The following is a 20,508-nucleotide window of genomic DNA, read 5'->3' on the forward strand; positions in this document are numbered from 1 at the left end:
AGGATGATTTTTTGTATTCGGTGTTTTCTTAACACCTATGTCTAACTATTTAATAATCAAAGACAATGCTAAATAAAAGCATCAAATTTTTAATAGAAAATAAACTCGTAGCAGTATTATTACTTGTTCTCTTTATAGGCTGGGGAACGGTAAATGCACCATTTAATTGGGAAACAGGATTTTTACCAAGTAACCCTGTAGCTGTAGACGCTATTCCCGATATTGGAGAGAACCAACAAATAGTATTTACTAAATGGGATGGTCGTTCACCACAAGATATAGAAGACCAAATAACCTATCCATTAACAACATCTTTACTCGGTATTCCAGGAGTAAAAACCATTCGTAGTTCGTCTATGTTTGGCTTTTCAAGTATCTATATCATTTTTGAAGAAGATATTGAGTTTTACTGGAGTCGTAGTAGAATATTAGAAAAACTCAACTCGTTACCAAGCGGATTATTACCCGAAGGTGTTAATCCTGCTTTGGGTCCAGATGCCACAGGATTAGGGCAAATTTTTTGGTACACATTAGAAGGTCGTGATGAAAACGGAAATGTAACAGGTGGTTGGGATTTACAAGAATTACGAAGTATTCAAGACTACTATGTTAAATATGCACTATCGTCTGCAAGTGGCGTATCAGAAGTGGCATCAATTGGTGGTTATGTACAAGAATACCAAGTAGATGTTAATCCGGAATTAATGCGTCAATACAATATTGGTTTACATCATATTGTAAAAGCAGTAAAAGAAAGTAATAAAGATATTGGTGCACAAACTTTAGAAATTAATCAAGCCGAATATTTAGTTAGAGGTTTAGGTTATGTAAAATCTATTTCCGACATAGAAAATGCAGTAGTTACTTCCGAAGATTACACAGCGATTAAAATTAAAGACATAGGAAAAGTGTCTTTAGGTCCTGCAACTCGAAGAGGATTACTGGACAAGGAAGGTGCAGAAGTTGTTGGTGCTGTCGTAGTAGCGCGATATGGTGCGAATCCAATGGAAGTTATCAATAATGTTAAAGAAAAAATTAACGAATTAAGCGCAGGACTACCTTCAAAAGTATTAGCCGATGGCAGAACTTCACAAGTAACTATTGTTCCTTTTTATGACAGAACAGAACTCATTCAGGAAACTTTAGGGACACTTAATGAAGCCCTAACATTAGAAATACTAATTACTATTTTAGTTATAATCATTATGGTATTTAATCTTCGAGCTTCTGTATTGATTTCTGGCTTACTACCAGTTGCTGTATTAATGGTTTTTATAGCAATGAAACTCTTTGGTGTAGATGCTAATATTGTGGCTTTATCAGGTATCGCTATTGCTATTGGTACAATGGTAGATGTAGGTGTAATACTTTCAGAAAACATCATTAGGCATTTAGATGAAAACAAAGATAAACTGCCTATAAATAATGTGGTTTACAACGCAACAGCAGAAGTATCTGGAGCAATTGTAACAGCAGTTATGACAACCATTATAAGTTTTATTCCTGTATTTACAATGATTGGAGCTGAAGGAAAATTATTCAGACCATTAGCCTTTACTAAAACATTTGCTTTAACAGCTTCAATTATTGTAGCGTTGTTTTTAATTCCACCCTTTGCTGCATTTTTATTTAAAAAGAAAAACATTAAAACCAATTTCAAATATGTTTTAAATGGGGTTTTAATAGCATTAGGAATTATTGCCACAGTCTATGGTTATTGGTTAGGTTTAATCTTGGTAGCTTTTGGAGTTACAACACTATTAAGTGTTCAAAAAATGATAAGCGAAAAACAAGCAAATCTTATTAATATTATCATATCTGTATCTGCTATTGTGTTTTTATTAGCTGAATATTGGAGACCTTTAGGTGTAGATAAAAGCATCTTTTGGAATCTCATTTTTGTAAGTATTATTTGCTTTGGTTTATTAGGTGTTTTCTCATTATTCATAAGGTATTATACACGTATTTTAAAATGGTGTTTGAACAATAAACTAATATTCTTATCCATACCAACAGCTATTGTAATAGCAGGTTTTTTCATAATGAAAAATACAGGCAAAGAATTTATGCCATCTTTAAATGAAGGTTCTTTTTTATTAATGCCAACTTCAATGCCACATTCTGGAGTCGAAGAAAACAAACGTGTTTTACAACAGTTAGATATGGCTGTAGCAAGTATTCCAGAGATAAAAACCGTAGTTGGTAAAGCAGGTCGTACAGAATCAGCTTTAGATCCAGCGCCTTTGTCTATGTATGAAAATATTATTCAGTATAAATCAGAATATATGCTGAATAAAAACGGAGAACGTCAACGTTACAAAGTAAATAATGATGGTTTATTTGAATTAAAAGATGGACGTTTCATCGCTAATCCTAATAATACAGAAAATGTCACTTTGAGCGCTGTAGAAAGGTCGCAATTAATAGAAGATAATAATGGCGAATTTTATCGAAACTGGCGACCAGAAATAAAATCACCAAACGATATTTGGAATGACATTGTAAAAGTTACCAAGTTACCAGGCGTTACTTCTGCACCTAAACTACAACCTATTGAAACACGATTGGTAATGCTGCAAACAGGTATGCGTGCACCAATGGGAATAAAAGTTAAAGGTCAAGATTTAAAACAAATTGAAGCCTTTGGTGTACAGTTAGAAGGAATTTTAAAACAAGCTGATGGTGTAAAAGACGAAGCTGTTTTTGCAGACCGTATTGTAGGAAAACCTTATTTACTTATTGATATTGATAGGGAAAAAATTGCACGTTATGGTATATCTATACAAGATGTACAAGAGGTGCTAAAAGTAGCTGTTGGTGGTATGGTTTTAACCCAAACTGTTGAAGGTAGGGAGCGTTATGGAGTACGTGTTAGATACCCAAGAGAATTAAGAGCTAATCCAACCGATTTAAAGCAAATCTATGTGCCAGTTGAAAAAGGCAGTCCAGTACCATTAAGCGAATTGGCAACCATTAGATATGAACAAGGGCCACAAGTTATTAAGAGTGAGGATACTTTTTTAGTAGGCTATGTATTATTCGATAAAATGGATGGCTTTGCAGAAGTAAATGTTGTTGAAAATGCACAAGCTTTAATTCAGCAAAAAATAGATTCAGGCGAATTGGTAGTACCAAAAGGGGTTAATTATCAATTTACAGGAAGCTATGAAAATCAAATAAGAGCAGAAAAAACTTTATCGGTTGTAGTGCCTTTGGCATTGGCTATTATTTTCTTAATACTCTATTTTCAATTCCGTTCAGTAGGTACATCATTAATGGTATTTACTGGTATTGCAGTTGCTTTTGCAGGTGGTTTTTTAATGATCTGGTTATATGGTCAAGATTGGTTTTTAAACTTCAACTTTTTTGGCGAAAATCTGCGTGATTTATTTCAGATGCATCCAATTAATTTGAGTGTTGCTGTTTGGGTAGGCTTTATTGCACTTTTCGGAATTGCAACCGATGATGGTGTAGTTATGGCAACGTACTTAACTCAAATATTTGAAAGGAATACACCAAAAAACAAAAAGCAAATCAGAGCAGCTGTTGTTGAAGCAGGAGAAAAACGTATTAGACCGTGTTTAATGACTACTGCAACAACCATATTGGCATTATTACCAGTATTAACCTCAACAGGTCGTGGTAGTGATATTATGATTCCTATGGCAATACCAAGTTTTGGAGGTATGCTAATTGCCTTAATCACCTTATTTGTAGTACCAGTTTTATACAGCTGGAAAGCAGAAGCTCAACTAAAAAGAACATCAAAATGAAACATATAAAAACAATCTTTTTTCTTTTTTCTTTTCTCTTTGTTCTCAAAGGAAATGCACAAGAATTACAAACTTTAATCGATGAAGCTTTGGTAAACAATCCAGAGATTCAAAAATTCGAGTTACAGCACAAGAGAGTTTCAGAAAAAGTAAATGAAGTTAATACCATTCCAAATACCGAATTTGGAGTAGGTTATTTTGTAAGTGAGCCAGAAACAAGAACTGGAGCCCAACGCTTTAAAGTTTCTGCAAAACAAATGTTGCCTTGGTTTGGCTCAATAACAGCAAGAGAAAATTATGTAAGTTCTTTAGCTGAAACTAAATATGAAGATATTGTAATTGCCAAACGTAAATTAATGGTTTCGGTATCACAATCGTATTACAAGTTATATACTAATAAAGCAAAACAAAAAGTATTAACTAACAATATCGAACTCTTAAAAACTTACGAAACAATGGCTTTAACTTCTGTCGAAGTTGGCAAAGCTTCAGCAGTAGATGTGTTACGATTACAGATGCGTCAAAATGAATTACAACAATTAAAAGAAGTGTTGCAACAACAATTTTTAGCAGAACAAACAACCTTAAATAAACTTTTAAATAGAGAAAAAGAGGTTTCTATAGTTGTTGTTGATAAATTAAATATGCCTTCTGAAGATTTTGAAATCACTTTTGAAAATTTAGCATTGCATCCTGAATTATTAAAATATGATAAACTCTTTAAATCCATTGAACAATCAGAATTATTAAACCAAAAAGAAAGCAGTCCTATGATTGGTTTTGGATTAGATTATATCAATGTGGCGAAACGTCCAAATATGGACTTTAGCGATAATGGAAAAGATATTGTAATGCCAATGGTGTCTTTATCAATACCAATATTTAATAAAAAATATAAATCGAAAACAAAGCAAAACGAGTTACAACAGCAGGAAATTACTGCACAAAAACAAGAACGCTTAAATACTTTGGAAACGCTTTTAGATAAAGCAATAAAAGAAAGAGTGTCTGCAAGAATAAGTTATAAAACTCAAACCAAAAATTTGAAGCAAGCTAATGATGCAGAGCAAATATTAATCAAAAGTTACGAAACAGGAACAATTGATTTTAATGATGTTTTAGACATTCAAGAACTGCAATTAAAGTTTCAAATGAATCAAATAGAATCGATTAAAACTTATTATTTACAAACCACAATCATCAATTATTTAAGCAACTAAAAACAAGTATAATTTAAAACAATAAAAATGAAATATTTAAAAACAATAGTAGCAATTTTAGTAATCTCTTTAATAAATCTTACAATAATTTCTTGTAAAGATGCAAAAAAGGAGAATACTCAAGACAGCATAGTTCATTCAGAAATGAACCATAACAAAATGGATAAATCCAATAATATGATGGATGATAATTCACAAAATTCAGGTGTTCAAAAAGTGTTAGCAGACTATATGATACTTAAAGATGCTTTAGTAGAAACCGACAAAAACAAAGCTGCTAAAGCTGGCGATAAATTGAACAATACTTTGAGCAAATTTGAAATAAATGGTTTTACTGTTGAACAGCAAAAAGAACTTAAAGATATTATTACAGATGCCAAAGAACACGCAGAACATATTGGTAGAAGTGAAATAGATCACCAAAGAGAACATTTTAAAACATTGAGTAAGGATATTATGGATATGGTTGCAATTACCGGTACTAAAAATACTTTATATCAACAATTTTGTCCAATGTATGATGGTGGCAGCGCTTGGTTAAGTTTGAACAAGGAAATTAAAAATCCTTATTACGGTAGTAAAATGCTGAAATGTGGTAAAGTGCAAAAAGAGATTAACTAAATGAAAATTGTAAAAATCATAGCATTGGTTTTAGTGGTGTGTTTTGTAGGCATACAGTTTATGCCTACAGAACTAAACCAAAGTAATATCGTACCAAAAACAGATTTTTTATTGGTAAATAATACACCTAAAAATATCAATACATTATTGCAAACGTCCTGTTATGATTGTCACAGTAATAATACAAGCTATCCTTGGTATAATAAAATTCAACCCATTGCTTGGTTTCTCGAAAACCATATTGCCGATGGAAAAGAAGAGCTGAATTTTAATAACTGGGACACGTATTCAACCAGAAGAAAGAATAGCAAATTAAAGTCAATTATTAATCAGATTAAGAACAATGAAATGCCACTTTCATCTTACACCTTAATTCATAAAAACGCAAAATTATCAACATCTGAAAAGACATTGGTTATTGATTATATAAAGAAACTAAAAGGCAATTTAAAATAAAGCCCTGATGTGGGAAGGAAATACTAATTAATTGGTTAATAGCCCTTCCCTTGTCAGGCACAAAAATAAAATAATGAAACACACATATCATATACACGGAATGACTTGCAACGGTTGTCGCAGTCACGTAGAAGAAACACTTTCAAAAGTTGATGATGTTTCAAACGTAAAAGTCAATTTAGAAAAATCAGAAGCTATTATTGAAATGCAATCACATATTTCAATTGAAATATTTCAAAAAGCATTAAAAGATGATGGTGGTCGATATAGTATTCATAAACAAGGTAAACACCAACCTAATAAAGAAAAAAAGCAGGAACAACCTAAAGGCAAAGGAACAGGTACATTTTATTGTCCTATGCACTGCGAAGAAGACAAAACATATAATAAAGCAGGTGATTGTCCTGTTTGTGGAATGGACTTGGTGGAAGAAAGAAGTTTAACTACAACAAGTAGCCAATTTACGTGTCCAATGCACCCAGAAATAATTAAAGACGAAGCAGGTTCTTGTCCTGTTTGTGGGATGGATTTAGTGCCATTAGAAGCGGATATTTCAGAAGAAGACAAAACCTATAAAAAATTGTTGAAAAAGTTTTGGATAGCTGTAATTTTTACTGTGCCAATATTTTTAATAGCAATGTCAGAAGCATTAGATAATAATCCTTTATATAATGTTTTAGAACAAAAACAATGGAACTGGATTCAGTTTGCATTATCAATCCCTGTAGTGTTTTATGCAACTTGGATGTTCTTTAAACGTGCTTACACATCAATAAAAACAATGAACCTGAATATGTTTACTTTAATTGGTATTGGTTCGGGTATCGCGTGGTTATTTAGTGTATTTGCAATGGTATTTCCAGATGTATTTCCACAAGATTTTAAAACAGCCGATGGTAATGTATTTGTTTATTTTGAAGCTACAACGGTAATTTTAACATTAGTATTATTAGGTCAATTATTAGAAGCAAGAGCACATAGTCAAACAAGTGGCGCAATAAAAGAATTACTAAAATTAGTGCCTTCAACAGCAACATTGGTTACTAATGGAGAAGATAAAGTTATTGCAATCGATAAAATTGAAAAAGACAATTTATTACGAGTTAAGCCTGGAGAAAAAATTCCAGTAGATGGTAGTATTGTAGAAGGTCATAGTAGCATTGATGAATCTATGATTACTGGAGAACCAATTCCTGTAGATAAGAGCATAGACGATAAAGTAAGTTCTGGCACAATTAACGGTACAAAGTCATTTATTATGAAAGCTGAAAAGGTAGGTTCCGAAACCTTACTTTCTCAAATTATTCATATGGTAAATAATGCAAGTCGTTCAAAAGCACCTATTCAAAAATTAGCAGATAGAATATCTAAATACTTTGTTCCAATTGTATTAGTTGTTGCAGTAATAACATTTATAGTTTGGGCTATTTTTGGTCCAGAACCTGCTTATGTTTTTGCCTTTGTAAATGCAATTGCTGTATTAATTATTGCTTGTCCTTGTGCATTAGGTTTGGCAACACCAATGTCTGTTATGGTTGGTGTTGGTAGAGGTGCACAATCTGGTGTATTAATTAAAAATGCTGAAGCATTAGAAAAAATGAATAAGGTAGATACGCTTATTGTAGATAAAACAGGTACGATTACTGAAGGAAAACCATCAGTTGAAAAAGTAATCTCAATTAATAATTTAAAAGAAGAAAAGCTACTTCATTTCATTGCTTCCTTAAATCAATATAGCGAACATCCTTTAGCAGAAGCTATTGTAAACTATGGTAAATCTAAAAATACTGTAATTACAAAAGTAAACGATTTTCAAGCTGTAGCAGGAAAAGGTGTTATAGGTACTGTTGAAAACAAAAAAGTTGCTTTAGGTAATGCAAAGTTATTAGAGCAGTTTGCCATAACTATTTCTAAAAATTTAGAAACTAATGTGGTTGCAGAACAAGAACAAGGTAAAACAGTATCGTATATAGCAGTAGATAATGAAGCTGTTGGATATGTAACTATTTTCGATGCCATTAAAACCACAAGTCAAAATGCTATTAAACAACTACAAGATAATGGTGTTGAGGTAATAATGCTAACTGGTGATAATAAAAATACTGCAAAATCGGTAGCAGAACAATTAAACCTTAAACACTATAAAGCAGAATGTCTTCCAGAAGATAAATTGAATGAAATTGATAAACTTCAACAAAAAGGAAGTGTTGTAGCAATGGCAGGTGATGGTATTAACGATGCGCCAGCTTTAGCACAATCAGATGTTGGTATTGCAATGGGTACAGGTACAGATGTAGCTATTGAAAGCGCTTCAATTACGTTAGTAAAAGGAGATTTACAAGGTATTGTAAAAGCTAAAAAATTAAGTCACGCTGTTGTTAAAAACATAAAGCAGAATCTCTTTTTTGCTTTTATATACAATGTATTGGGTGTGCCCATTGCAGCAGGTGTTTTATACCCAATATTCGGGTTATTACTCTCACCAATGATTGCAGCTTTAGCAATGAGTTTTAGTTCAGTATCAGTAATTGCAAACGCATTAAGATTAAGAAATATTAAAATATAGAAAAATGAAAAAATATATAGTTTACATAGTAATATTAGCAGTTGGCTTATTATTAGGTTGGTTGTTATTCGGTAGTTCATCAAACAAAGAAACTGAACATAATCACGATGAAATAGCAGAAACCAATCAAAAATGGACTTGCTCAATGCACCCACAAATTATGCAACCAGAACCTGGTGATTGCCCTATTTGTGGTATGGATTTAATTCCTGCCGAAGCTGGAGCAGATGGTTTAGCAGCAGACCAATTCAAATTAACAAAAAATGCAATGGCGTTGGCCAACATTCAAACATCAATTGTAGGTAGTAGTAAAGCAGACGATAACGGTATTAAACTATCAGGTAAAATTGTTGCCAATGAAAAAGCAAATGCTGTGCAAGTCAGTTATTTCTCTGGAAGAATTGAACGCTTAAATGTCAGTTTTACTGGAGAAAAAGTAAACAAAGGGCAATTATTAGCAACCATTTATTCACCAGAATTATATGCAGCACAACAAGAATTAATTACAGCAGCTTCATTAAAGGAATCACAACCGGCATTATATAAAGCAGTTCGTAATAAATTAAAATTATGGAAACTTTCTGAAAAGCAAATCAATAAAATAGAACAAACAGGAAAAATAAAAGAAAATTTTCCTGTCTACGCAACTATCTCTGGTACTGTAACAGAAAAATTAGTAGAGCAAGGCGATTATATAAAACAAGGGCAACCTCTATTAAAAATTGCAAACTTAAATTCAGTTTGGGGAAACTTTGATGTGTACGAAAACCAAATAGACTTATTTAAAAAAGGGCAAGAAATAAACGTAACAACAAATACTTATCCTAATAAAAAATTTAAAGGTAAAGTAGATTTTATTGACCCTATTTTAGATAACAGAACTCGTACTGTTAAATTAAGAGTAGTGCTTAATAATAAAGACGAAGTATTTAAACCAGGAATGTTTATTGAAGGGAAAATTAAAGAGGTAACCTCTAATAAAGAAAAATCATTATTCGTGCCTTCATCTGCCATTTTATGGACAGGTGAACGCTCTGTAGTATATATAAAAACCAATCCAGACCAACCAGTTTTTGAAATGCGTCAAATAACTTTAGGTAATCAAATAGGTAGTAATTACAAAGTATTAAAAGGTTTAGAAAATGGTGATGAAATTGTAACCAATGGAACTTTTACAGTTGATGCAGCAGCACAATTACAAGGAAAAAAATCTATGATGAATAAAGATGGTGGAAAAGTAATGACTGGTCACGAAGGGCATTTAGGTATGGATAGTAATTCATCAAAAAATAATACAGACCATACCAATATGAATGAACGGTTGGAAGTATCAAAAGCATTTCAGAAACAATTAAAAAAAGTATTTGAAAGCTATATTAATTTAAAGGATGCGTTTGTTAAAGATAACTCAAGTAAAGCATCAGAAAATGCAAATAGTTTACTTGATAATTTGAATAATGTGGATATGAAATTAGTTAAAGATGAAGCTCATAATCATTGGATGTCATTAGTAAAAGAAATTAAATCTTCAACAATTGCTATTTCTAAAGCAGCAAATATAAAAGAGCAAAGAAATCATTTTAAACATTTGTCTTCGCATTTAATTAAAGCTGTGCAACTATTTGGTATCAATGAAAAGGTATATGTAGAGTTTTGTCCAATGGCAGATAGTAATAAAGGTGCCTATTGGTTAAGCAAAGAAGAAAAAGTAATCAATCCATATTTTGGCGAAGCAATGCTAACCTGTGGAGAAGTAAAACAAGTAATAGAATAATTAAATACAAACTATAACAATTAAATTTTAAAACAATGAAAAAAGTAATTTTAAGTGTAGCCGTAATTGCAGTATTAGGTTTTACAAGTTGTAAAAACGAAACAAAAAAAGAAACAAAAACAACCACTACACAAATGTCAAAGGATATGGCAATGACGGATTTGTCTTTTGGTGTAAGAGGTAATTGTGGTATGTGTAAAAAAACCATTGAAAAAGCAGTAAATGCTGTTGAAGGTGTTGCAAGTGCAAATTGGAATGTAGATAAAAAGAAAATCGATGTCTCTTTTGATGATACCAAAACCAATGCAATGGCAATTCATAAAGCAATAGCAGCTTCTGGTTATGATACTGAAAAAGTAGCAGGAAGCGAAGAAGCTTATAAAAATTTACCAGGTTGTTGTCAATACGACCACGAAATGAAAATGAATCAATAAATAAGTATGATTTTTTAATGTAATTTATAGCAAAAGGAAAATTAAGGTTTTTTCTTTTGCTATAAAATATAACTAACCAAACACCTTTTAATTATTGTAAAGCCTATTATTTGCACAACCATTGCATTAAATAATTTATATATTTGCTACAATGAAATTATTAGCATTCATATTATCAATTTATATTTTCGCACTCAATCTAGCACCTTGTGCTGATTTTGATGTGTCTGATAATGATGTTAAAACTGAAATTTCACAAGCTATGGATAATGACCATCAGCACCAAGATTCAGATTTATGTTCACCTTTTTGTATATGTCAATGTTGTCATATAAACGCTACATATTTTCAGTTTTCTTACATAAAATATGAAATAACATTTATTTCTACCCAAGATTTTTTCTACCACAATGGGATAGAAAAAGATTTTACGACTTCCATTTTACAACCACCTCGGGTATAATTCAGTTTTCATAGGATAGCTATATCCTTTTTTAATGTTTTCGTCTTCGAGTAGCATAGCTACGAGAAGCTCATATTGAGCGAAATCGAATTACGAACACACTTTTATATTTTTTAACTGAATTAATACATTTTAATATGATTAATAAAATCATTGATTTTTCAATCAATAATAAATTCATTATTGGGTTGCTAACGCTTACCATTATTGGAGCAGGTATTTGGAGTATGACCAAAGTACCAATAGATGCTGTTCCGGACATTACCAACAACCAAGTACAAGTAATAACCCAAGCACCAAATTTAGGTACCGAAGACATTGAGCAATTTGTAACTTATCCTGTAGAAGTTGCAATGAGTAACTTACCAGATGTTCAAGAAATTCGTTCCGTTTCCCGTTTTGGTTTATCAGTAGTTACCATAGTTTTTGACGATGACATGGGTACTTACCTTCCTCGTCAATTAGTGGCGGAAAAACTAAATGAGGTCAAAGAACAAATTCCAAGTGGTTTTGGCGAACCTACAATGGGACCAATTTCTTCAGGATTAGGAGAAATTTATCAATACACGCTAAAAGTAAAACAAGAATATAAAGCCAAATATTCGATTACAGATTTACGAACGATGCAAGATTGGATTGTTCAACGTCAAATGGCAATGGTAGAAGGTGTTGTTGAGGTTAACGCAATTGGCGGCAAAATTAAACAGTACGAAGTTGCTGTAGACCCAAACGAACTAAAAGCCATTGGATTAACAATTACCGATATTTTCAATGCACTTCAAGCCAATAATCAAAATACTGGTGGTGCATACATTGAAAAAAATCATCAAGCCAATTTTATTCGTGGTGAAGGTTTAGTACGCAGTTTAGAAGACATTAAAAAGATTACGGTTAAAAACACAAATAGCATCCCAATTACAGTAGGCGACATTGCCACGGTTCAATACGGTTCTGCTATTCGTTATGGTGCATTAACACAAGATGGCGAAGGCGAAGTTGTTGGTGGTTTGGTAATGATGCTTAAAGGTGCAAATTCAAACGATGTTATCGAGAATGTCAAGCAAAGAATGGCGCAAATTGAAAAGTCATTACCAGAAGGTGTTATTATTGAACCTTTATTAGATAGAAGCAAACTAATAAGTGAAACAACATCTACCGTTGCAACCAATTTAATTGAAGGTGCTTTAATAGTTATTTTCGTTCTTATTTTCTTATTAGGAAATTGGAGAGGTGGTTTAATAGTAGCTTCAACAATTCCACTATCCTTATTATTCGCATTTATACTAATGAATGTCTTTGACGTTTGGGCAAATTTAATGAGCTTGGGGGCAATAGATTTCGGAATTATTGTCGATGGCGCTGTAATTATTGTAGAAAGTACCGTTTTCCTGATTGCTTCACAAATCTTAAAAAAGAAGAAGCTAACCTCTAAAGAACGTGATAATGTTGCAGCAAATGCTTCAAAAAAAATGATGAATGCGGCATTTTTCGGTCAACTAATTATCTTAATTGTGTTCCTTCCTATTTTAGCTTTAGAAGGGATTGAAGGCAAAATGTTCAAACCAATGGCATTGACTTTCATTTTTGCAATGATTGGTGCAATGGTACTTTGTTTGACGTATGTTCCTATGATGTCTGCACTTATTTTAAGAGCACCAAAATCAGACAAAAAATCCTATGGCGATAAGTTCGTGCATTGGGTAGAAAGTAAATACCAACCTTTATTAGAAAAAGCCTTAAAAAGAGGAAAACTAATAGTTGGAATCGCAGTTATTTTATTCGGAATTACCGCTTTTATGTTTTCTAGAATGGGTGGTGAATTTATTCCACAACTTGATGAAGGTGATATCGCGTTTCACGCTATTTTAAAACCAGGCAGTTCACTTTCTGAAACCATTGAAACAACCACAAAAATTGAGCAAATTGTAAAAGCTAATTTTTCTGAAGTCGAAAAAGTAGTGAGTCGTATTGGTGTTGCCGAAATACCAACCGACCCAATGCCTATGGATTTAGCAGATGTTATTGTGATTCTGAAACCAAAAAGCGAATGGATAACAGCTAAATCTAAAGATGATTTAATTGAAGAAATGAAAGAAGCGGTTGAAATAATTCCTGGTGTTAACTATGAATTTACTCAACCTATTGAAATGCGTTTTAACGAACTACTCGAAGGTGTTAGAGAAGACATAGCTATTAAACTTTATGGAGAAGATATAAATGTACTGTCTCAAAAAGCAGAAGAAATATCTAAAATAATTGCAGGTACAGAAGGTATTGGTGATATGAAAGCGGAAGCTACCACAGGTTTACCACAAATGACAATCACCTATAACCGAAGTAAATTAGCACAATACGGACTTCAAGTAAATACTTTAAATCAAATTGTACAATCTGCCTTTGCAGGAGGTACAGCAGGTGTTATTTTTGAAGGTGAAAAACGATTTGATTTAGTGGTTAGGTTAAGTTCTCATAATCGTAAAGACATAACTGATGTTCAAAACTTGTTTGTCAACTTGCCTTCTGGTGCACAAATTCCACTTCGTGAAGTTGCAGACGTAAGCTACAAAGCTGGCCCTATGCAAATAAGTAGAGACAATACTAACAGAAGAACTTATGTAGGTATTAATGTAAGAGGTCGTGATGTAAAATCGTTAGTAGTAGAAATCAAATCAAAATTAGATGCAAATCTTCAATTGCCTTCAGGTTATTTTATTAGATATGGTGGTGCTTTCGAAAATTTAGAACGTGCCAGTAATCGCTTGCAAACTGTAGTACCAATAGCATTACTACTTATTTTTGTGTTAATATATTTTGCGCTAAAATCACTACCACAAACTTTAATGATTTACATCGCTATTCCAATGGCAACCATTGGTGGTGTTATAGCCTTATGGCTTCGTGATATGCCTTTTAGTATTTCGGCAGGTGTAGGTTTTATTGTCCTTTTTGGTGTTGCAGTTTTAAATGGTTTAGTAATGATTAGTGGTTTAAATGAATTAAAAGAAGAAGGCGTTACCAATTTAAAAGATAGAATTATTGAAGGTACAAAACGAAGAATAAGACCTATTATGCTTACAGCTTTTACTGATGTATTAGGCTTTTTGCCAATGGCTATCTCTGCATCGGCAGGTGCAGAAGTACAACGTCCTTTAGCAACGGTAGTTATTGGTGGTCTGTTAACTTCTACATTATTAACCTTGTTTGTGCTTCCTATTTTATACCATTGGGTAGAGAACAAGTCTTTTAAATTTAAAGCAAACAAAAAATTTGCAACTGCAACAGCTATTATAGTTTTTATGTTTTTGTTTCCAATAACAGGAAATGCACAACAAGTTAGCGACTCTTTGCCTATTGTTTCATTACAAGAAGCTATAAAAATGTCAAAAGAGAACTATCCTAGTTTAAAACAAAGACAGTTAGAAATTGATAAACAGCAACAATTAAAAGGGACTGCTTTCGATTTTGGCTCAACTCAAATTTTTACAGGTGGTGAGGAAATTAAAGATGGTTCAGGTATTTACACAACTATTGGTGTTGGCCAATCAAATATAGATGTGTTTGGTATTGCACCAAAGCAAAAATTATTAGAACAACGTATTCAATTAGCGCAAAAGGCGTATCAACTTTCAGAATTGGAGTTAGAATTAGAGGTGAAAAAAGCCTGGTCTAATGCCTTTAAAAGTAAACGGAATTATAATCTGTATAAAGAATTGAATGCTATTTACACCAATTTTAAAAAAGCTGTTGAGTTAAATTATGAAGTAGAAGCTATATCAAAATTAGAATATTCAGCAGCTAAAAATCAAGCTTTACAAATTAAAAATAAAACAAAGCAAGCTTATAGCGAATACCTCATTGCTTTACAGCAATTAAATTTATGGTTAGTTTCTGAAAAAATCTATACAGTTCCAAACGAGTTTAAAACCCTTAACAACATAGATTTAACAGCCTTTAGTGCAGAAGCTCATCCTTTGTATGGTGTTTCTCAACTTAAAATAGCAGAAGCAGAAGCAAATTACAAAGCTGCTAAAGCCGAGAATTTACCAAAGTTTAACCTTCAAGGTGGTTTACAAAAAGTAAACGGTAGTTCAGGCTATTATACTTATCAAGCCGGTATTTCTATACCATTTCTTTCTGGTACAACAAGAAAACAAATTAGAACTGCAAAATTCAATAAAGAAATTGCAGAAGTAAATATGTTATTTAAACAAAAGGAAGTGCAATCTAAATTTAATCAAGCAAAAGAAAATTACCAAAAATGGAAAACGTCTTGGCTATTTTATAAAGATGAAGTATTACCACTTATTAAAGAACAGAAAACTGGCGCTTTATTTGCTTATAAAGAAGGCGAAATTGATTATTCTGCCTTTACGCAACTTATAAATCAAGCCATTCAATCAGAGTTAGAAGCTCAAACAGCATTGGTAAACTATTTACAAAGCATTTTTGAATTACAATATTTTAAATAATAACACTATGAAAAACAGATCATATAATATCCTAATAATAGTAATGTTGACCTTTTTAATAACTGCCTGTGGCAATAAAGAAAAACACAACGAAGAAGATGGGCATTCTCATAATAAAGAAACCAAAATTGAAACTAATGAAGGGCATAGCGAAAACGAAGAAGTGATGCTATCAGCACAACAATTTGAAGCCTTAAAAATGAAAATTGACACCATTGCGTTGCGAAATATGAGTGGTTATGTTGAAGCCAATGGAACGTTAGAAGTACCACCACAAAATGAAGCAGCAATAACTTCCGTAATTGGAGCTAATGTAGTTTCCATTAAAGTAATTGAAGGAGATAAAGTAAACAAAGGTCAGGTTGTTGCTTATTTATCACATCCTAATATCATTCAAATGCAAACCAATTATCTCAATGCGTATAGCAATAGCAATTTTTTAAAGAAAAATTATGAACGTCAACAAAAATTATATAATGCTGGCGTAGGCTCTGGTGCAAATTTTCAAAAAGCAGAAGCAGAATACGAAGCGTCAAAGGCTATGGTTAATGGAATGGCAGCTCAACTACAATTACTAAATATCAGTACAACATCGGTTCGTAATGGCACAATAGCTCAACAAGTAGCATTGCGTAGCCCAATTGAAGGGTTTGTTCAAAAGGTAGAAGTAAAAACTGGTCAGTATGTTGAACCTCAATCAGAACTCTTTGAAATAGTAAATACACATCACGTCCACGCAGATTTAATGGTCTTCGAAAAAGATGTTTATAAAGTAAAAAAAGGTCAAAAAGTAACCTTTAATGTTCAATCTACTCAAAATGAAGAATTAATTGCAGAAATCTATTCGGTAAGCAAAACATTCGAAGATAACCCTAAAGCAGTACACGTTCACGCAGAAATTGAAAATAAAAAAGGTAATTTAATTCCAGGAATGTATATCCAAGGTAAAATTCAAGTTGAAAATACAAAAACAAGAGCATTACCAGAAAGTGCCATTATAAAAGAAGGCGATACCTATTTTGTGTTTTCTGTAGAAAAGGAAAATGAAGATTGGAGTTTCAAACCAGTCGAAGTCATTTTAGGAGCTAAAGATGGTAATTGGATAGCTGTAGAGTTTACTAAAGAAATCGAAACGAGTACAAAATTCGCTTATAATAATGCCTACTACCTTATTGCAGAAATGAAAAAAGGTGAAGCAGAACACGAACATTAAATTATGCAAACTATAGAACAATTATTAGAGTCAAAAGAGATACGTGTTACAGCAATGCGATTACTTATATATAAGTTTCTTGCACAAAAACAAATAGCAGTTACATTAAGCGATATTGAAAATGCTTTTGAAAAAGCAGATAGAACCACCTTATACAGAACAGTTAAAACATTTGAAGAAAAAGCAATTGTTCATCAAATAGACGACGGTACAGGTATTACTAAATATGCCCTTTGTGAGCAAGGATGCAGTTGTGAAATTGAAACCGATTTACATTTACACTTTCATTGTAATAATTGTAACGAAACTATATGTTTAACAGAACATAAAATACCTCAAATAAAAGTGCCTGATGGTTTTGTTTCTGAAAACGTCAACTTGGTTGTAAAAGGTATTTGTGATAAATGTAGTAGCTAACAATGCACTTCCATTGCAGTCAATTTTAAAGCATCTTTGAATTAAATTTAAGTATCAATGAAAAAAAAGAAACTCAATTTAAGAGATATAAAACCTAATTCTGAAAAAGAACACAGTCACGATGATGGTCATAATCACAGTAAAGGTTCCAATAATTTTAAAGCATATAGTGCAGCGATAGTAAGTTTTGTAATGCTAATCATTGGTATTACTTTAGATTATTTTGATATTAATTTTTTTAGAGATTGGATTCGCATTGTTTGGTATATCATAGCATATATACCTGTTGGATTTCCTGTTGTAAAAGAAGGATGGAAAAGTATTAAAAAAGGTGATGTCTTTACAGAATTTTTTTTAATGTCAATCGCAACCATTGGTGCGTTTATTATTGGTGAATATCCTGAAGGTGTTGCAGTAATGCTATTTTATGCAGTAGGCGAATTATTTCAAAGCACAGCAGTTAATAGAGCAAAATCAAACATTAAAGCATTGCTTGATGTTAGACCAAAGGAAGCGTTAGTTTATCGAAATAAAGATTATGTTTCTGTAAATCCTGAAGCCGTAAATATTGGCGAAAAGATACAAGTACGTGTTGGCGAAAAAGTACCTTTAGATGGTGTTTTTTTGTCTGAAAAAGGATCATTTAACACAGCAGCTTTAACTGGTGAAAGTAAACCAGATACCATTGCCAAAGGTGAAAAAGTATTTGCAGGAAGTATCAATCTCAATGGTGTTATAGAAATTGAAACCACCAAAGAATTTAAAGACAGTTCCATTGCTCGTATTCTCGATATGGTTCAAAATGCAACAGCTCGTAAATCTAAAACCGAATTATTCATAAGGAAGTTTGCACGTATTTACACACCAATTGTTGTGTTTTTAGCCATAGGCGTTACATTATTACCTTATTTTATTGTCGATGGTTATGTCTTTAGAGATTGGTTGTATAGAGCTTTAATTTTCTTGGTAATATCTTGTCCTTGTGCTTTAGTTATTTCAATTCCATTGGGTTATTTCGGTGGTTTAGGAGCAGCTTCAAAAAACGGTATTCTATTTAAAGGTGCTTCTTTTCTTGATGCTATGACCAAAATTAATACGTTGGTTATGGATAAAACGGGTACAGTTACCAAAGGTGTTTTTAAAATCAAAAAAGTAAAAGCAATCAGTTGGGAAGAAACTGAATTTATGAAATACTTAATGGCGATGGAAGAGCAATCTACGCATCCAATTGCTAAAGCCATTTTAGAATACAAAGCAAATGGAGCAGATTTTAATGCTACCAAAGTTTCAGAAATAGCAGGAAAAGGTTTAAAAGGAATTGTAAACGGAAAAACTGTTTTAGTTGGAAACAAAGCATTAATGACTGCCAATAATATTGAAGTTGCAAAAGAAATCGACACTATTGTAGAATCTATTGTTTTAGTTTCAATTGGTAATAAGTTTGCTGGTTATGTTGTCATTGCAGACGAATTGAAAGAAGATGCCAAAGAAACCATAACCAATTTGCACAAAGTCGGTATTTCTAAAATAATGATGCTTTCCGGGGATAAAGATTCCATTACTCAAAAAGTAGCTTCTCAATTAAACATTGAAAAAGCAAAAGGTGGTTTATTACCCGAAGATAAATTGAATGAAGTTGAAACTTTAAAACAAAATTCCAAAAATAAAATAGCCTTTATTGGCGATGGTATTAATGACGCACCAGTTTTAGCAGCAAGTGATGTAGGTATTGCAATGGGAGGTTTAGGAAGTGATGTTGCCATTGAAACTGCTGATGTCATTATCCAAACAGACCAACCTTCAAAAGTAGTTAAAGCAATAAAAATTAGTCGTTCTACTCGAAAAATTGTTTGGCAGAATATCATTTTAGCTTTTGGTGTTAAAATAGTTGTTTTAATATTAGGTGCAGGTGGTTTAGCAACAATGTGGGAAGCTGTATTTGCTGATGTAGGTGTTGCGTTATTAGCAATTTTGAATGCTGTAAGATTACAACGAATGCAATGGCGTTAAATAATTAAAGTCATTGTATTTATTTTAATTTTTTTAAAGTAAAGTATTTTTAAACAAACCAGATTTATTGTCCTCATAACTACTGTAAGTTGAAAAAAATTGAAAGAATAGTAAAAAAATTAGATTCTAATTTAGATTTTTTAGAAAAAGAAATTGAAGGCGTTTTAGAGAAGTCTGAAGAGGGTATTAAGGTAACTCAAAGAGCTCTTGAACAAATAAGAGAACTTTTGTTAAAACGAAAATCAGCATCAACTTCTGATGAAATCTATTTTTTCAAAAATATTAAGCCTCAAGTTTTTAGTAAATTAATTTATTATGTGAAATTATTTAGTATTGAAAGTAAAAGACCAAGAAGTAGTAACAAATCTCAAGTAAAGTATTTTAACAAACATATAGATAGGTTGCAAAATTATTTTAATGATAATTTAGAGTTTTATCATTATTATAGACGAGGTGCTACTTTTTTGGATAACGAATATTTTATAAGAGGAAAAGCTAATATTCGTTTATTTCCAGATTCTCTTTCTTTTTTCGCAGATGATAAATTTTCTACAAGCCACGATTCTACTGTAGCCACAATTCTTGCTTATGATATGCTAATAATTTATTTAAAAACTGAAATTGATAAACTTGAAAATAACAATGGTATGGAAGCAAATTATAACGCTTTTCAAAAGCAATCAAAATTATTTTGGACAGGTAATAAAACAGATTTAATAGAACTCATTTATGCACTTCATAGTTCTGGAGTAATAAATAGTGGAACAGCAGATATTAAAGAGGTAGCCTTAATTTGCGAACAAATGTTTAACGTTAGTTTGGGCGATTATTACAGAACTTTTTTAGAAATCCGTTCACGCAAAATAAATCAAACAAAATTCATTGATAAACTAAAAGAGTCTTTAGTAGATAAAATGCTAGAATCTGATGAATAAACACCCAACTTGGGTGTTTTAAAGAGCAAATAATTATCATAGTATTTGCTCTTTTTTATTGCCTATGTTTTACAAGTAAAACATTAAAACAAATCAATGTAACTCATTAAATATGAGCGTATAAAAACACCCAAGTTGGGTGTAACTTGTGAAAAAC

General features: G+C 32.0%; 13 protein-coding genes. All 13 read left to right on the forward strand.

All coding sequences use genetic code 11. From position 1 onward, the window contains the following. Positions 1-65: 65 nt before the first annotated feature. The 13 genes from KO494_RS14430 (at position 66) to KO494_RS14485 (ending at position 20,351) form a co-directional block, all read left to right on the forward strand. Complete coding sequence (locus KO494_RS14430) at positions 66-3,773, forward strand: efflux RND transporter permease subunit (RefSeq protein WP_068704609.1); 3,708 nt, start codon at positions 66-68, stop codon at positions 3,771-3,773. Then, positions 3,770-4,993 carry a TolC family protein gene (locus tag KO494_RS14435; RefSeq protein ID WP_068704610.1) on the forward strand — a complete coding sequence of 408 codons (1,224 nt, stop codon included), beginning with the start codon at positions 3,770-3,772 and terminating at the stop codon, positions 4,991-4,993. The genes KO494_RS14430 and KO494_RS14435 overlap by 4 nt, the downstream gene beginning before the upstream one ends. A 27-nt stretch (positions 4,994-5,020) precedes the next feature. Next, positions 5,021-5,614, forward strand: coding sequence for a DUF3347 domain-containing protein (locus KO494_RS14440; protein WP_068704612.1), 594 nt, complete (start codon positions 5,021-5,023; stop codon positions 5,612-5,614). After that, a complete protein-coding gene (locus KO494_RS14445) occupies positions 5,615-6,070 on the forward strand; it encodes a heme-binding domain-containing protein (RefSeq protein WP_068704614.1) in 456 nt (151 codons plus the stop codon). A 73-nt stretch (positions 6,071-6,143) separates the two neighbouring features. After that, a complete protein-coding gene (locus tag KO494_RS14450) occupies positions 6,144-8,636 on the forward strand; it encodes a heavy metal translocating P-type ATPase (protein ID WP_215968330.1) in 2,493 nt (830 codons plus the stop codon). Between the two features lie 4 nt (positions 8,637-8,640). Continuing rightward, the gene (locus KO494_RS14455; RefSeq protein ID WP_215968331.1) at positions 8,641-10,410 is read left to right on the forward strand and encodes an efflux RND transporter periplasmic adaptor subunit; all 1,770 of its coding nucleotides are present in this window, start codon (positions 8,641-8,643) and stop codon (positions 10,408-10,410) included. Between the two features lie 35 nt (positions 10,411-10,445). Beyond that, positions 10,446-10,844 (forward strand): heavy-metal-associated domain-containing protein, encoded by a 399-nt coding sequence (locus KO494_RS14460; RefSeq protein ID WP_215968332.1) that lies wholly within the window; start codon positions 10,446-10,448, stop codon positions 10,842-10,844. Positions 10,845-10,995: 151 nt separating this feature from the next. Beyond that, on the forward strand, positions 10,996-11,307 hold the full coding sequence (locus KO494_RS16120; protein WP_068704622.1) for a DUF6660 family protein: 312 nt from the start codon (positions 10,996-10,998) through the stop codon (positions 11,305-11,307). Between the two features lie 137 nt (positions 11,308-11,444). Continuing rightward, positions 11,445-15,776 carry a CusA/CzcA family heavy metal efflux RND transporter gene (locus tag KO494_RS14465; protein WP_215968333.1) on the forward strand — a complete coding sequence of 1,444 codons (4,332 nt, stop codon included), beginning with the start codon at positions 11,445-11,447 and terminating at the stop codon, positions 15,774-15,776. 7 nt (positions 15,777-15,783) lie between these two features. Beyond that, positions 15,784-16,989, forward strand: a complete 1,206-nt coding sequence (locus tag KO494_RS14470; protein ID WP_215968334.1) for an efflux RND transporter periplasmic adaptor subunit — start codon at positions 15,784-15,786, stop codon at positions 16,987-16,989. Positions 16,990-16,992: 3 nt separating this feature from the next. After that, a complete protein-coding gene (locus KO494_RS14475) occupies positions 16,993-17,406 on the forward strand; it encodes a Fur family transcriptional regulator (protein ID WP_215968335.1) in 414 nt (137 codons plus the stop codon). 57 nt (positions 17,407-17,463) lie between these two features. Then, entirely contained in the window at positions 17,464-19,416 is a 1,953-nt protein-coding gene (locus tag KO494_RS14480) for a heavy metal translocating P-type ATPase (protein ID WP_215968336.1), read from the forward strand. Positions 19,417-19,505: 89 nt separating this feature from the next. Then, positions 19,506-20,351, forward strand: coding sequence for an RteC domain-containing protein (locus tag KO494_RS14485; RefSeq protein WP_215968337.1), 846 nt, complete (start codon positions 19,506-19,508; stop codon positions 20,349-20,351). Positions 20,352-20,508: the final 157 nt, after the last annotated feature.

Origin of the sequence: Lacinutrix sp. C3R15 (assembly GCF_018860825.1) — a bacterium.
GTDB lineage: Bacteria > Bacteroidota > Bacteroidia > Flavobacteriales > Flavobacteriaceae > Oceanihabitans.

Excerpts from the sequence above, each read along its gene's own strand:
- KO494_RS14430 (WP_068704609.1), top strand. The coding sequence starts at position 66 with ATGCTAAATAAAAGCATCAAATTTTTAATAGAAAATAAACTCGTAGCA.
- KO494_RS14435 (WP_068704610.1), top strand. The coding sequence starts at position 3,770 with ATGAAACATATAAAAACAATCTTTTTTCTTTTTTCTTTTCTCTTTGTT.
- KO494_RS14440 (WP_068704612.1), top strand. The coding sequence starts at position 5,021 with ATGAAATATTTAAAAACAATAGTAGCAATTTTAGTAATCTCTTTAATA.
- KO494_RS14445 (WP_068704614.1), top strand. The coding sequence starts at position 5,615 with ATGAAAATTGTAAAAATCATAGCATTGGTTTTAGTGGTGTGTTTTGTA.
- KO494_RS14450 (WP_215968330.1), top strand. The coding sequence starts at position 6,144 with ATGAAACACACATATCATATACACGGAATGACTTGCAACGGTTGTCGC.
- KO494_RS14455 (WP_215968331.1), top strand. The coding sequence starts at position 8,641 with ATGAAAAAATATATAGTTTACATAGTAATATTAGCAGTTGGCTTATTA.
- KO494_RS14460 (WP_215968332.1), top strand. The coding sequence starts at position 10,446 with ATGAAAAAAGTAATTTTAAGTGTAGCCGTAATTGCAGTATTAGGTTTT.
- KO494_RS16120 (WP_068704622.1), top strand. The coding sequence starts at position 10,996 with ATGAAATTATTAGCATTCATATTATCAATTTATATTTTCGCACTCAAT.
- KO494_RS14465 (WP_215968333.1), top strand. The coding sequence starts at position 11,445 with ATGATTAATAAAATCATTGATTTTTCAATCAATAATAAATTCATTATT.
- KO494_RS14470 (WP_215968334.1), top strand. The coding sequence starts at position 15,784 with ATGAAAAACAGATCATATAATATCCTAATAATAGTAATGTTGACCTTT.
- KO494_RS14475 (WP_215968335.1), top strand. The coding sequence starts at position 16,993 with ATGCAAACTATAGAACAATTATTAGAGTCAAAAGAGATACGTGTTACA.
- KO494_RS14480 (WP_215968336.1), top strand. The coding sequence starts at position 17,464 with ATGAAAAAAAAGAAACTCAATTTAAGAGATATAAAACCTAATTCTGAA.